The 16,980-nt window shown below is 39.0% G+C and carries 5 protein-coding genes and 1 tRNA gene; 1 reads left to right on the forward strand and 5 read right to left on the reverse strand.

Translation table 11 applies throughout. The features are described from left to right. Positions 1–21 precede the first annotated feature (21 nt). Positions 22–92, forward strand: a tRNA-Gln gene (locus H561_RS0116045). Positions 93–195: 103 nt separating this feature from the next. Here the strand turns inward: H561_RS0116045 and H561_RS0116050 are convergent. The 5 genes from H561_RS0116050 to H561_RS0116075 form a co-directional block, all read right to left on the reverse strand. Continuing rightward, complete coding sequence (locus tag H561_RS0116050) at positions 196–903, reverse strand: hypothetical protein (RefSeq protein ID WP_027387943.1); 708 nt, start codon at positions 901–903, stop codon at positions 196–198. After that, a complete protein-coding gene (locus H561_RS23405; protein ID WP_051349415.1) occupies positions 903–2,300 on the reverse strand; it encodes a hypothetical protein in 1,398 nt (465 codons plus the stop codon). The genes H561_RS0116050 and H561_RS23405 overlap by 1 nt, the downstream gene beginning before the upstream one ends. Before the next feature lie 18 nt (positions 2,301–2,318). After that, a complete protein-coding gene (locus H561_RS0116065; RefSeq protein WP_027387944.1) occupies positions 2,319–8,504 on the reverse strand; it encodes a hypothetical protein in 6,186 nt (2,061 codons plus the stop codon). A gap of 12 nt (positions 8,505–8,516) precedes the next feature. After that, positions 8,517–15,386, reverse strand: coding sequence for a hypothetical protein (locus tag H561_RS0116070; protein ID WP_027387945.1), 6,870 nt, complete (start codon positions 15,384–15,386; stop codon positions 8,517–8,519). Between the two features lie 918 nt (positions 15,387–16,304). Further along, positions 16,305–16,979 (reverse strand): hypothetical protein, encoded by a 675-nt coding sequence (locus tag H561_RS0116075; RefSeq protein WP_155845816.1) that lies wholly within the window; start codon positions 16,977–16,979, stop codon positions 16,305–16,307. Position 16,980: the final 1 nt, after the last annotated feature.

The following is a 16,980-nucleotide window of genomic DNA, read 5'->3' on the forward strand; positions in this document are numbered from 1 at the left end:
ATTTGCACCACTAAAATAAACAGACCCATGGTGTAACGGTAGCACTCTGGTTTTTGGTACCATCAGTTGGGGTTCGAATCCCTGTGGGTCTACAAGCCATCCTTTTAAGGGTGGCTTTTTTGTTTCCTATTCTATCAAATAAAAAGATGCAGAATAAAAATTCTGCATCTCTGTTAATATTCAAGATAATTTAAACTACAACTGATTTAAATCGCTGACGATAAGTTGTAAATCGCCTTCTTTCAAAAGACTTCCATTTCCTACACGCATAGCATCAATTTTTAATGTTGAGTAATAGGTATTCGGAAGCTTCAGCCAAAGATAGACATGAGAGTCTGAACCTACATATTGGCCTGCTGTAATAGCCGTAGATACAGCTACATGAGATTTATGATTGATAATATTCCCAATGGGCTGATAACAGTAACCAACCCATGTTACATCAATAATATCTACCGAACCATAAGCATAACCTGAAGCTTTTATGTGATACATCGCGTAATGTGTATTTACTTTATAAGGAAGCTTAATATGGAAAATATCCGTACCGCTCTGGTTAGCCGTAAAAAATTTTAAGATTCCTTCTCTTGTGCTTCCTACATCAGTTGGCCCTTCAATATCTACAACGACATTTCCGGTTTGTCCATTAACACTATGTACCAAGTTATTAGGAATTCCCATATTACTTTTGATGTCCTGAAGGGAAATTTGGGCAACAACAGAGTTATCCATTCCTCTGAGCTTCAGATATCCGTTCTCCGTATTGATATTATTGGTGATTCTGGCTAGCTGCGGACCGTCTAAATGTGCGTAACTTTCCAGAAAATCTGCAAACTGATTTTCAGTAGGCCTTTTTCCTGCTCTGAAATATTCTTTTAATTCTGATATTAGTCTTTTTGGCATTATAGTTTATTTACATATGATTTTAACTGCTCAATTTCCTTATGCTGAAAAATTGCATATAGTGTGAGCTCTTCTATTTTCTGTAATAATTTCATCTGGAAATCTCCCAGTGTGACTCCATCCTGAGTCATTTTATTTCCTGAAGGAATCTCCGGGAGATGCTTGTTTTCTTTAATAAACGATTCAAGTTCATTCAGATCCATCATGGCATAATCTTCTCTGATTGATGAATGATTATCATAATATTTCTCGAATACATAATCTGCCGGGACATTCATATCTATAATGACATCTTCCGCATGAATTTTACCCTTAACTGTAAACTTCTGATCCGCATTTTGAGTTCCGATTCCTATATTACCGGTAGTAGCATTAATATGAATTCTTTCTATCCCATTCGTTCCCAATGTTAAATGTCTGCTTCCAAAAGTTTTTAGCTCGACAATACCGTTTCCGTTTCTGGAGAAAGACATTTCACAAACATTATCCCCTAACTCACTGATATTGAAGCCTACCTTATTTGTTGAATTTATACTGGAATTTGTTATTGTGCTGGTCACAAAACCATTAACATCTAGTTTTGCCTGTGGATCGTTTATGCCAATCCCTACATTTCCGCTATCTCTGTTCAACACAGTTCTATTACCAACAGGGTTTATCTGAAGAGTAGAACCTGAATGGCTCTGAATCCAGGTATATTGTGAATTATATCCCATCCTAAGGTTTGGAGAAGTGGTATCACCTAATGAAAAACTTCCCTGCTGATCAGGTGTTGAGAAAGGCGAAACGATATGTAATCTTGCTTGGGGATTTTTAGTTCCTATTCCTACATTCTGATTATAGTTAATGAAATGCCTGTTTTGTCCAACAATAGGTTTATTATATATAGTTGATAAACTTATCTTCTCTAAAGCAAGTTCTCCTAAAGCCTGTTGTGAAATTTTAAGATTATACGGATTTCCTAAAGGCACGGTATGGTAGATTGTAATCTTGTACTGATTAATTGCTGGATCCCATACAAAATCTCCGATATAAACATTATCAAGAATACTGCCTTCCGCTTCAACTACTCTTGATGTAGTAGGATACCATATAAAATTATCAGGATTAGCCCCAATCTGAAACTGTTTTTTTATACTTCCCACACTGCTTTGGTATGAGTAAGACCCCACCATTTCAAGAGTAACTAATCCATTTACAAAGTTATTTCCAAACACTACATCAATAGCAGCATTACTCTCATTATGGGGAAAATCAATATAGAAATCTACGTAATCACTATTTAAATTTTTATTTTGATGGACATAACTGTCGAGCAAGTCTCCAAATTGGTCTTCCGTAGGTCGTTTTCCTGCTTTAAAATACTCTTTCAATTCTGATATTTGTTTCTTTGACATAATTTCTTGTTTTAATTGTTAAGGCCTGATAATAAATGTTCCCTGAGTGATCATCCCATCAATTCCGTCCGATGAAATACCTCCAATGTCTGACCAGGTTTCTTCTTTATAAATGGTAAGGATTTTTTCCTGGGTGCTGAACATATTGGATGTATTCTGTGCCACTAATTTAAAGTGGTGATACAAAATATTTCCGTCAGAGTCTTTAATCTGCATCGGATCCAGATTTACTTTTTCAAGCGGTAAATAGAATTTATTTGCCGTAAGATCAAATGTCTCCTGAATTACCCATTCTTCCGTATTGGTTGAAGGGATCGTTTGAAGCAGAGATAAATGCGCTTTAGAAATATCTTTAACATCTGTATCAATTTTTGCAATTTCTTTCCAGTTCCCCTGGTTGCCTAGCTTGTATAATTGATATTTTCCTTTATAACAAACTTGGTCCCATGATAAAATTACCCAGTTGATGGTATCCGAATCTACAGCTACAGGCTCAGAGTGATACTTCAGTTCAGGGGTCGGCGGATTATAATTTTCAATCAGCATGCTTACCACCACTTTTGAAGGCATTGAAGGAGCTTCTTCAACAATGACTTCTGCAGCAGGAGGTGATAGAGTATAATTTGTAGAAGAATACTCTACTTTTCTGGTCACAACGACACGATAAAAAAGAAGGTCTCCATACGGTTTATCTGTAAGATCTTCAAATCCGTCATATAAAACCCAGTTATCCGTTGCTTGATCTATTTCCAGATCTGCAACATCCACCGTCTTAATATGTTTCATACTCAGGATGGAATCTGCATCCAGCTTATTGTTGCCACGGTAAAGAGAAACTTTAGTAATCTTCTGTACATCCGGATAAGGATTAACTTCCACTTTTACTTTAGCGGTAATTCCCAGTGTTGCATTATCCACTACCGGTAAAAGACTTGCAATTTTAGGAGGTTCAGCCGGATTTGTATTGACCAGTTTGATCGGTCCTAAAAATGCACTGAACTCTCCCATCTGCATCTGGTTTCCAAGTTCCCTTGCCCCGTAAAAATAGAAGTTGTCTGAAGCACCATCCAATGTAAAATCCGTAAACAGGGTTGAATGTTTTGGAGATGAACTATACACGGCTGCCATGGGAGCCATATCAAAATCTGCATGGGTAGCAGGCAACAGGTATCCTGAAGCATCCCGGATATTCTGTTTCTTATTCTTCGGCCTGTGCCCGGAAGGATCAGAGAAACTCATACTCTTAATATGCTGATAGATCATCGGAACTTCTGTTAAAGGAAGGAAACAGTTGAAAATCCTTTCTTTAATGAAATGTCCTAATCTCAATTCATCAGATGTATTCGGAACGGCATTAATGACACGATGGTTGATTTTATATATCCCGTTTTTCCAATTTCCTTCATCCAATAATGGTGAATAGATGCCTTGTTGAGAAGGTTCGAGTTTAAAATAACGGTTGTGTTCTGTTATAAAGGCATTAATATCATTCCAGAAATCCTCACTGTCCGGGATAGGCATCGTATACCGTTTTTTTCCGGCATAAGGAAATTCTGTATATACGGTACTTACCGGATTGGTTAACATATCAAAGTCCATGAAGTTAATCCAGCGGTCATTAAAGAATTCCTCATCCGTACCTCCCAGTCCATTAAGCCTGCTTTTGATCTTTTCGATGGTAGCCGGCGTGTAGAGTGCTGCCATCAACAATGCGTTATTCGCTCTGAAAAACTGGACGGAATAAGGTTTATGACTGTATTCTGTAATAAAACTGTAGGTTGATTTTCCGAATTTATCGGGTCTGGTAGCATATTTTGATCCTGTAGGCTGCTTCGGCTGATTCGGCTCAATAATCTTATTGGCGAACATGACGGCAGGAACACTGAATTTTGATTTATACTTTGCACCCTGCAGATCCAATGTATCGTTGTCTACACTTCGTAACCCGAATACCGAATATCTCACATCTTCATTATCATCAGGCAAAATAACATCCTGCGTAAGATTATTCGCTACATTTTTGTACAGAAATACTTTATATGAAGGATAATAGTTCAATTTAAGTCCTGATCCCAAAACAGGATCGGAAGTTTTAGACGCAAAGTTTGTATCATTAATATGATGAAACTTCGGCTTATGATCATTATCCTCTTCAATAATAAAATTATTATCGTAAACATATAAAATCAAGTCGTTATTGGTTCCTATATTTTCCGTTCTAACGACTTTAAATACCGATCTGGATTCTGAAGGATTTCCATTGTTGTAATCTTCATTGATAAACATTCTTACAATACCATTCTGCCATTCCACGGAATGGGAGGATGCATTATACTGTAAGTGCTGTGCCATTTTGAACCCGGGGAATGTAATCTTATAAATACCTTTATGGACAAGGGGCCCATCCGGATAATCAATCACTGTTCCCTGACTGTTCTGATACACAGTAAGTGTTTCAAAATATTTTTCCACTACAGCCGGTTTCCAGAATCCCCTGCTCTTTTCAAGATATCTTTGGGTTCCTCCTGCAGATGATGCCGTTTCGATAATTTCTCTATGAACAGTCCAATCGCTGGTCCCGATCTTTACTTTTAATGAATTCGGGTTTTTAATACCCCAGGTTGAAGTATTCTGCATATTTTCCGTTACGCTGAAAAGACCTTCCGTAGCAGGGTTGATTACGGGAAGCGTCAAACTTGCCTGATCGATCAGTGGTGTCGTTCCGGCTATAATCGCTTCGCTGGCAGCCTTTTTAAAGACCGTAAAATGAAGACCTGCGGAGGTCTGGTCTATTCCGTTAATGATATAGCTGTCACCGTCCATCATGAATATTCCTCCGATATAATCACCTGCTGATGTTCCTGCAGGAATTTCAGACTTATAGGTTTGTGTCGGAATGGAAGGCTGTGTTACACCGCTGTTCAAAGCTCCTGAGCCGGGAACCAGATAATCCATTGTCTTAATAATGGCCATAAGCTGATTGGCATGCGGCAGTACTTCATATGCTTTTGCAGAGATGATTTTTGGAGCATAGTTTCTGTAAAAAATTTCCACTTCATCCGCGAAGACTTCTTTATTATCCGGGAATAAGCTTTCAGGATCCTGTTCGTATGTTGTACTTGAAATTGCGGAATCAAACGGAACTGAGTAACCGATCATATCCTGATAAATATGATAATCGTAAGTGATCCTTACTAAAGTTTTGTCTTCGTTTTCACTGATAGCCAGTAAACGTTCCTGCTCATTCTGAGTAGTAAAGGTTAACGGTTTTTCTTTCTGAATATTAAAAGCATTTGTTCCCGACGGAGGCAGTAGCCTGTTTGCCGGCTTGATATCCGTATCAATGGAGAGTTCTTTCTCTCCATACTGAGCTCTTGAAAACCAGTTGATTCCATATCCTTTATAAAAATAGGTTCCGCTTTTATCCTGTTTATGCATGTAAAGCGGTGCATATGTTGACGGAATCTGAATCGGCAATGTCTCAAAAGAATTGGCTGAGGTATCTGCATTCAGGTATTGGGTATCATGGCAAAGTTCGGGTTTGGCCCAGACATAGGTATCGGGTTCGCCTGGTTTTACCAGTCTATGTTCCAACCCTGCATATACCGGATTGGTAAATGAGGAAGCATCAAATGCCTGGCTCGAATCAAAAAATGAAGGATTCATCTGAAAATCCGGAATCTGGATATTATAGATACTGATATACCTGTATTTTCCGTCATGGGAATACCCTTCACTGTTATAAAGGCCGGCAGAGTTCGGATTATTACCTTCCATTCCTTTAGAAAGCTTCAGCAGATCTACCGGAAGGGATAATCTCTCGGTTTGTATAGATACCGGCAATGACATGGATAATAACTGATACGTTTTATCAGACGTATTGATATCCAGGTTTTTATTGGTGTAATATTCTGCAATGTAAATGAATTCATCATTTATTACATCGTTTTTCACATCCAGATGCCCTAATCCCAGCATTCTTGCTATGTGATAATCCAGTGAAGCAATATTCAGAATATCCAAATTTGAAATTTCTGTCTGCCCATCCTGAACTGGATCTGCACTGATGACTACTGACGGATCATTCTGGGCAGCTCCGAAATTCAGATCAAGAGTTTCATTAGCCTTAGGATTCGGCTGTGCATTACTGAGGCTGATATACTTTTTAATCACTGTAAGAATATCCCTGTCCAAAGGTCCTTGGGAAGGATGCTCCCATTTATTTTTATAGTTATCGGTATTTACAAAAGCATTGTCATTATATCGCAGCCAGGCTCCATTTACAGGGTTGGAATCCGGCAAAGGGTCCAGTCTGTTCAACGCCTGAGCAGTATTTGTTGTCAGGGAGAATTGCCCTGTAAATTTCCATGCCTGCGCACGGTTCCTGCTGATGATAAAATCTGAATAGAATTCAAAATCAATAACTGATATCAGGCAGTTGTCCGCCTTAAAGCGAACGGTCTTTCCATTTTCAGCATTGAAATGGTTGGAACCGGCTTCTGTTCCGTAGAATGCTTTTCTGCAAGTAAGGTTCTGTTGTGCAACAGAGCTGTTGTCCACTACAGAAAGCGCTTCCAGCTGCAGTCCGGAATAAGACTGCAGATTATTCACTTTCAGAGAGGCTGCGAAAAACAGATCGGTTTTACACTGTACTTCAATCAGTTCGTTTCCATATTTTTCAATAAACTGTAAAGGATTTGTAAGCGGATTATAAGACTGTCTAACCTGTGCATATACATTTTTATTTTTGAAATATACATAAATGAGTCTTGTATTATGGTTGAATTTATAGACCCACATTTTCTGGTTATCATCTACCAGCTGCGGGGGCGCAGAAAAGTCCAGTGAGAAAACAGATTTTACATACGGCGTCCTGTATATTTTGACAAAATCATCCGGTTTGTTGAAGTTATATGACGTAGAAGCAGCATTTCCTTTAGGCAAATGGTTTTCCCCTAATTTCCCTCCAAAGCTCCACCTCAGATGTATTCCTTTTGTACTGTCTGCGCCGGTTGAACCGGCAGCCTGCAAATAGAAGCTTGGGGTCTGCAAACCTGAAAGATCATTAAAATTGATGCTGTTTCCTACTTCACATACCTCCGAAAGATCATATGATAAATCAGCCATATCAAATCCCCTTTCGTATGTTTTGAATCCACTGTTTTCAAATTTATATTCTGCAGAAACCTTCTGAAATTCTATAGGCTGGGGTCTGAAGTATTCCTGCGGAACTGTTTTACAGCTGTTAAAATCACTCTGCAGGTATCCGGAATAACTTGCTGAATCATGAAGCCCGTGAAACAACGGCAGACCATTCCAAACCTGATCAATTCTAAGTGTTTTCACATCCAGCTTTTTAACCCATTCATGTATGTAGTTATAGTCTGAATGAATGATCTCATTTCTACTGTTGTAAGCATAGAAAGACGTTTCACTTATCGCAAATTTTGTAGGCAGATCTTTAAACTGCTGATAATTTACTCCATACCCTTCATCGAATTTTAAAAAATAAGGGAGATCATTGGCAGTTCCTGAAATGAAAAATGTTCCCACCGACTGATGGCAGTAAGCGCCGTCCGGAATGATGGGTACGTCATCATATAATGAGATGTATTTTGCATCTGCCGCATCCTGTCCAATTTCTCCTTTTATGACAATTCCTCTTTCCATTTTGTCTGCCATTTCAACCCCTGCCAGATAGATAAGCTCTCCGTAAGTGGCGAAACCTGTCAGTTTAAAATCTCTTTTACCCTGACTGTTCAGAACAAACTGCTGATAGATTATTTCCCCTCTTTCCGAAATGAACATCAAGCCGCTCTCATTTAACCTGGAGTCATGAAAAGCAAAATGAATATACTGTTCATAAAAATCCTTCATGAAAATATTTTCCTTAACGGTAATCTCCGGAAAGCTCTTATACCATAAAACAATTCCTGACTCTGTCATACGAAGCAGAAACGGGGATTCCCCGTTTTCTGCTCCCATAATGACGTATCCGTCCTGGAATTTCATTACTTTTTTGAAATTAATATCCGCATCTGTAGTATAGGTTCTACTCCATACTGTATTTCCACTTTCGTCCAGTATACTTATAAAACCGGCACCGTTTTGCTGACCAACCTGTGCCAATACATCGGAACCTTTACAGGTGTGATTGATAACAGCATCCGAACTGCTGTAGTTATGATATTTAAAAAAACTCATTTTAATTTAATTTTATAATTGGATTTCATTTAATGTAACGACAGATTTTTGCTCGTAAAGCGCTCCGTTCCAGGTTTTGTATCTGAATCTGCAGTTTAATTTTGAATTAATAATTTTCTTACTCTGATGCATGACCAGAATCTGAGAATAATCTTTGGAATAAATCACTTTGAATTCCAGATTTACATTCCCGGTCTGGCTCAGCACCTCGAAGCAGTTGGCCATATCGCTTAACGGAATTCTCGGATCATTGAAAGGCTCAGGATTCCTGATTAATAAAGCCACTACATTTTTCGTAGCATTATCTATGATCTTTACAAATTCTGTATTGGAAGGCGGATCAAGCGGTTTCAGCCCCATTACGCCCTCAAGAGCCCTGTCGAAAATTTCAGAATAGGTATTGGCCAGATCTTTCAAATGTGCATTTTCAGTTCCTCCCGACACCAAACTATACAGATCATCCAGTTTCTGCTGGTTAAAATTGGCATTGATTTGATATACTGCCTCTTTTTCTCCTATAACTGCCTGATGATCATTATATTCTTTCAGTTTATAGCTTTCTACCTGCTCTTTGAAATTTTTATACCTTGATGTTTTAAATACAAATTCGTGTACTGAAGGGTTTTCAACATAAGTTTTATCTTCAGGCAGAGGATACGGTGCAAAATCCAGGTCTCCATTATCATCAAATGCATTGGATACAATCGCTGTATATAATTTTTCCGGATTCAGGTTATCCAGTACTACGGAGTAGCTGTTGGATTTCGGTTTTACTGCTTTACCCGGCTTAATATTACAGATCAGAGTACTGTTAGGTGAATTCGCGTAGTTGATGTAGTTCATCATCTGCTGAATTCCCAGCGGAAGGTTCGGATCATTATCCCCTACCCATTCTGTAATGGTTTCAGGCACAGTTTCATGGGTCCAGTGTTCCGGTAACGGATATGGAATAATAACGTTTGTTACAGGATCTTTAATCATGATATTCATTTCTCCTTTGATAGGTCCAAGCCCCTGCCCCGGCTCCCAGTTTTTAAGCATATTGTATACGTAAGGCTTGGTAAAGAATAAACGGATCTCACATTCTTCATGACCATAAAATAACGGTTTCGCCATCAAAAGGTCACCGTTTGCTTTAGGATAAGACCTCTTCATATCAATATAAGAGCCGAGAGAAGTAATCGGATATTCTTCCTTACTTTTCTTTTTCGGAGGGGTAACAGGTTCTCCTTCCTCATCTCTCACCCAATCTATATAACCAGGATTCTTCTGTTCAAAATGCCCAATAGGTCCGGCGGTTTTGAAAGCAAAATAATAATTAAAGTCATGCGGAGTATCTCCGTTTACATTATCCCTCGTCTTGATATGGATGCAGTAAGCACTGCTTGGTCTCCATACAGGCTGTACTACTTTAGACATGGCATCAAGCATCAGCTGCATATCCTGCTGTACGGCCGGTTGTGCCGGAATGGTCTGTTCATACTCATAGTCAGTAGCGGTCATCCATGAAACCTGTTGCAGTAGCGTATAACAGTTGGTTACATAATCTACAGGATCAGTACATCCGCAGTCTCCGATTTCGTATAGGATATCAAAAATCTTTTTTACAATATCCAAAGCTCCCTGCAGGGTAGCACCGTCTGTATCCAGGTATTTCTTCAGTTCATCCATCAGATTCAGGATAAGCCCGGCTCCGCTGATCAGGTTGTAATAAGGATAATCTTTATCAAAAACGTAGATGGCATTCATCAGGATCTCAAAACATTTACGGTTGTTACGCAGCGGCGTTCCCGGTGTGATACAGTTATAAAGACTGGCATTGATCTCACTGAGGAAATTACACAACAGATCATCTTTTTTGCAGGGTTCCGTTTCTTCATTACATCCGCAATTCGGTGTAAACTTAAGTCCGATCGGTTTTTGAGCGACTTTATTTACCTTGATAATTACTGCCTTATTGATTAACTCTTTCGGATATTCAGCAGAATAACAGACATCAATTCCATCTGTTTTATCTGATATTTTTGTAATGACACTGTTTCTTTCGATAAATGAACTGAAAGGATTGTTCGGCAGATACAGGAAAATAACAGAATGAATATTAAAATCCACATACGGTGCCTGCCCGCCATAGGTTGTCTGCATGTACATACTTTCAAACTCTGCCCAGTTATTTACGACGGCAGAAGCATCAAAGTTCACTATTCCGGAGCCGAATAATCCCTGATAGTTGTTAACGGTTTCCAGCACTTCAAAATCCAGTTCATTACATTGGGCACTGGTACATCCTGCATCTTTCAAGCTATCCAGCTGAGCAACCAAATTATCATGCAGCTCCTGATCATCCTGAGAAAGAATGACTGAACTCACCTCTCCGGTTGTATTGGCCGTGGCATTTGCCCAGATCTGGTCAATCTGTGCATTGATCGCATCGATCTGTGCCTGGTTCACATGGTAAGGGATAACCTCAATTTTGCTGACATACTTACTGAAAAGATCTCCCTCGTTAAATTCGAGTTCTACAGCAAGTTCATCTTTTGTTTTGTTAACTTCCGTAATCAGTTCATAGTTCTGGTAGATCGCATTGGAAAACACTTCTTTATAAAGTCTGATTGTTACATCACTTGCCAATGTTGAAAGTTTCAGCTTAATCCTGGCGGAAGCTTCCGGAAGCAGGATGACCATTGCATTTCCATTGGTAATCTTCAGGGATTTTGCAAAACCATGAGGATTGGATGCATTGGAAACAACCATATAGTCATCATCCGTTGCCGTTCCAAGGATATTGTAATAGGCTCCGTTGATATATTCATTCGGATACATAACAGGCTGATGGTATACCGTCCCGACTGTTTTATCCAGTACATTGGAATGATGCCAGACAGACTGATGATCGGTACAGAACAGTGAAGAAGCGGTAATTCCATACTGTTCCGGGATAAACCACCCGGGCTGTCCTCCGTCCAGGAATGAGAAAGGAGTGGATGCCAGAAGCCTGATCGTATCATACTTTTCATTGGTTTTCTGCCAAAACCCTATTTTAAAATCATCAATTCCTGTGATACTGTTGGCCTGCTGTTCAGACAATACACCACGATACGGGTTATATTCTATCCAGCTATCCCCTTTAGCAATTAAAATACGGACATCCTCCAGAGAATATTGGTGCTTCACCTGACGGATTACATGACCTCCGGGCTGCACTTTTTCAGGAGGTATAAGATCAGTATAGCCGTTTGCACCGCTGGTATGTCCCCCGATTTTCTTGTCGACCTGTGAAGTCGGGATCATTCCTTTTTCCACTTTAAAATCCACATAGGTATCGAGCGGAATATAATTCACTTTAGGATCATTTCTCACTGTTGAAGGGCTCGGGATCTGAATTCCTGTAAATGCCTTAAGTATGAAATCCTCATTCGTGAGCATATTTACGCCTTTTGCAGCACTTTCAAGCCTGGCTACTTTAGGATAGTCAATATTGGGGTTATCTGAAACATAGGTAATCGGAGCTACCGGATCTGTATCCACCTGATCGTTTTTCTCCCATTTGATCGTTAAATGGATTTTCAGCTTGATCTTAATAAACAGGACTTTCACTTTTAGCTCCAGTTTGAATTCGGCAAGAATAAGGAACGGCTTTACGAGCTCGACCCTGAAGTAAATGGAAATGAACAATGAAACCTTAACAATAAACAGATTGATTTCCGCTCCTCCTTCAACATAAACATACCCTCCTACCTGAGGCCGCTCAAAACTGATTTTGGTTCCCACTTCAATAGCGGCCCAGACTTTCAGGATGAGAAGGTTCAGGTTGAAATCCACTCTTGCTCCCGCTTCGATGCCTTTGGCAGCGATCATCAGGTAGGCCTGCGCTTTAATGTTAAGAGAATCTTTAAATAAAGCTGCTGTAATCGGCTTTTCTCTGGTTCCGAAATTGATATACCATGGTTTCTGGTTTTTAAAAAAGAATCCCATCTGAACCTCAGCTTTAATATCAATAAAGGAGCCGTCATTTTTATTGAGCTGGAAGTTTCCTCCCGCCCCGATTTCCAAGGAATCGCTGCTGACAATAACAAATGCATAGAACGGCGGCATACGCGGATCGTCTTCCGCAAGACCCAGACGCTCACTGAGGATCGTCAATCCCGCATCAATAGCGAACATACTCGGAACGGACAGCAATACCATGGCGCGTAGCGATGCCAGACGGCCATCCAGCGTGGCCAGCGATGCTCCGGCCCCAATGGAGAATGGAAAGCCCATATCTTTGGTATGCTGCGGACCGATAAATTTATCCATGTGGATTCCTCTTTCCGGATGAACATAATAGTCGTACCAGCTGTCATTATCTCCCATTCCGATGGCACTCTTATGGGCTACATACCGGTAGCCGAGCAGGCCCCTGAATCCAAAGATCCCGAACGATCCCAGCGGAATCACAAAAGGAAACTCTACATTGGCATCAATTAAAAACCCGGGATATTTAGGATCAAAAGCCATTTCGGCAGAACCGTAAATATTCATCTGCGGCAGCTGAAGCGCCACTTTTCCGCGATATTCCGTCGAAATTCCAGGCTCAGGAATTGTCAGTGACCCTTTAATGATGGCCACGGCGGCTTCTGCACTGGCTGTTCCCGGAATGACTAAATCGATCTCAAGAGTTGAAATATGGAAATAGTCATCTTTGTAATCTTTTTCTTCACCGCCATACTGAGCAACCATTTCATCGTTATCATTGGTGTAATAGTATTTTACCCCGTTTCCTCTTACATCGATTCCTAATGGGTTTACATTGATTCCTCCATCAAATCCGATATAATTATACTGACGCATTACCCCATTGAACATTTTCTGTACTGTCCCAATGTGGATGGCAGAAACGCTCATGGTCACCGGTCCGATATTCAGGTTCAGGTTTACAGGAATAATTGAGTTCCCGCCTCCGAGCTCAAATTTCCCGCTGGCATAGTAGCGGATGGATGGAAGATCGATCCCCTGTTCACCAAATAGTTTCTCTCCGAAGGAATCTGCCGGAAAGAAAATCTGCGTATCGGCTTCGATGTAAAAGTTATCATCCTTTTTGCCGATCTCAATACTCTGAAGATTAAATTTCAGGATATCGAATAGATTCATGGTAAGTCCCGAAGGCAAAAATGCAGCAGCAAGCTTGAAGTTTTCTTTGCTTTCCCATTCTCCTATTACATTAATAAGCAATTCTCCCTGTCCATTTTCGGGCTTAAACTTTTTAATTCTCAAGGCGGCATTTAATAAGGAATGGACTACCTGTCCGTGATGGAAATCAATTTCAAAATTGCTGAATCCCAATTCCCATGACTTATCTGCATCTTTTCCAAGATTAAACCATAATGTACGTTTGCTGATATCAGTAAGCTGATTAACATCAAGGCTGCTTAAGAATTTAGTATATTCATCCTCTTTCTTGAAGGTCCTGTGTTGTCCTGCTGTGGTCGTCAGCTCCAAAGGAAAGACAAATTTCAGCTGTGCAGGAGACTCCAGTCCGTTGATATATAGTAATAAATCTGCTTTACTGGCAATAGGCTGCACAGATGCACCGTTCATGGATTTCACTTTAAGATTGGTATAATCCAGATTAAAGAAATTTCCAAAATAATCGACTACTTTTGTAGTGTTGCCTATTTTTTCCGTACTGTATGTAGGACGGATGGCAATATTTCCGGACAATCCGCCTGTACCGATCAGCAAATGGTTGGCAGAAATCCCGAGAGTCTGCCCGGTCTGCTGTTTTTTAAACCATTTTTTAGGCAGGAAGATCTCGGTATATTCCATATAGACCCCCATGAATTCCTTAGGCCGTCCGTCGGCATCGGCTTCTGCGATGTTTTCTTTTTTGCTTAAATCGATCTTCATGTTGTGAATATCGATAGCAAAGCCTGTATTCCCGATCAGTGCGGGAGAACTGGTGCTGAGGGCCAGGTCCATATTGTACCCAAAGCCTCTTTCAGTATCGGCGTAAAATACAGCCTCCCCAAATTTCAGCATTACTTTATCCAAAAATCCCGGTGTATTTTCAGGAATAGGATCCAGGGCTTTTTCATGATTACGGGGATAAGCCGGTGTTAAAATATTCCTAGGAAATTCAATAGCTGCCGAAAGCATCAGCGTGGCTTTGAATTTCGGAATGATCACTTCCTTGATGAATTCATCGATATCCTGCGGGATCAGCGAACGGAAAAATTCTTTCACTTTTTTCCCGGTTTCCTGGATGTCGTCTGTTGATAAATAAGTAGCGAACGCTACTAAAGATGCATATTTTTCATTTGATTTCTGGTAAATATCCATTACCACATCTGTTACTGTAGTTGCATTGGTAGCAGGTGTTAATCCTAAATTCTGATCTCCATCTAGTTCCTGCACAAACTTCATTAATGGTGTAATATTCGGATTGTCAGACTCTACAAAAGTATTAACAATATGGGCAATTACCTGTTCTTCCGTAATGTTCAGCACCCGAAGCGCGACTTCAAATATTTGCTGCGGCTCAAAGGAAAAATTCCCTAAGCTGAACTGGCGCAGGTACGCCAGGATTTTCCATTGGTATTCGATCGTGATCGGAAAAGCCGAGATCAATGAATCGTTTCCTTCGAGATCCGGATTGAGGACCAAAGAAATTCCCGTTCCCGGAAGTTCAATATCCAATCTCTTCGATACGATGGATAAACTGTAAAAAGCCGAATCTCCTTTCGGGCCTTTACTGTACTGTAAATCTTTGTAATAGATCTTGTCGAGGAGCCCGATGACTCCGTCTTTTATAAATCCCAGAATGTCTGGGATCTGGTCAGGTGTAACCACAGAGGATAACCTCGGGTAATACCTGTGTGTTACCGGTGTTTGATTTGGCATGTAAATTATTTTGTGTTGAGGGGGTTATTTAAAGAGTAACATGATATACATTAAATAAAAAATCATCTTCTAAGAATAAAGCATTACTCTAAATACTCTCTTCAAGAAAAGCATCTTTTTCAATTCTTGTAAAGGAATAATAGTTTGTAACCCATATTGAAGTAACCTATTTTATTCATATCATATTTTTAAAATTTGTAAGGATATATAAACGTTAATTACTGTTGTAATAATCATTATAAAAAGTTCTTCAATAACATATTTATCAAGAACTTACCTTGGTAAATCCATTTTTTCTCCCATACATATGGTGGAATTATTATTTATTTCATAGGTTGTCAGTTTTTGGTTTAACAGCATCCATCGGCCCCATTGAATAAAATTAGTCAGACAATTACTTAAAATGCTTACGCGTTAACTCGTCTGTTATTCTGAAACAAAGGTATCCGGGCACAACGCCAAAACTTGACGTGTTATTTTTTATTTAAAAAAACTTTTAAAATTTTATTGTGGAATAAAAGGCAGGGAATCAGATTGATTTAATTTCCCTGCCTTAGAAGAATTAGATAAATGCCTTTGTAATATTTATTATCCTGTAATAGTTTCAAGTATTCCAAGACGGCTTATATTTCTTAAAGTAATTTGCCTATTCATTAATAATCCTCATAAGATCTCTCCTTTCCGCTTCTGCTCTTCAGCTGATTTATACATAGATCTCTGAATGTTTTTGTGCCAAAGGATAACCCTAAGTAAGACCTGCGTTAATTTGGCATATAAATTATTTCATTTTTGGATTCATTACAGCTTTGTTTTTAGACAAATAAAAGTCGTATTGAGTAAAGTATTTACCTAATTTCCATAATTATTATTTTAAATTTTGTTAAACTAAAAACTTAACCCAATCTAAAATTTTGATTTTTAAACACTTACAGAAGTAGGTAAAAATGGCATTAATGAATGGTAATATGGATGAGCATCCCAAAAAGCCTGACCAAAAAGTTCAATAAATTTAGTTACATTCATTGTATTTATTTGTCCTGTAGTTTCATTCAGATCTTTTATAGAAATAACAAATTGATTAGTATTTATATCAAACTCATATGTGAATATTAACTCTAGATTGGGTAATCCATTTGCCGTATCCAGAGGTGTTCCAAAGTAGTATTTTGTTGGAGAATATGCAGGATGACGAGTTATTTCATTTGTTTGTAAATCGAAATTAGCACGTAAAATTGTTCTACCTTGCTCATCAATCACAATTTTTTTCTTGGATTTTAAAACTCCATTCTCATTGTAAAACTCACAATCCCAAGCTTCAAATCCAAATATACTCTGCTTATTAAAATAAATAAGCACAGAATGACTTTGCATTGAATTTGTATATTGTTGAACTATGTCGCTTTTACTCTCTGAGAAGTTTAAGTAATATTCATGCCATGTTTTCTTAATTCCTGCCCTGTTTAAGTGGCTAAAATTTTCTGTTTTTTTCAGTTTTCCTGTAGCATCATCATATATATAGATCTTACCTTCTTTCAGCATACTAAATTGTTGTGCTGTAACAGTTTTTCCATTAGAGTTTTTGTATTCTATCATA

It is taken from the genome of Chryseobacterium gregarium DSM 19109 (genome assembly GCF_000430845.1).
In the GTDB taxonomy this organism is placed as follows: domain Bacteria; phylum Bacteroidota; class Bacteroidia; order Flavobacteriales; family Weeksellaceae; genus Chryseobacterium; species Chryseobacterium gregarium.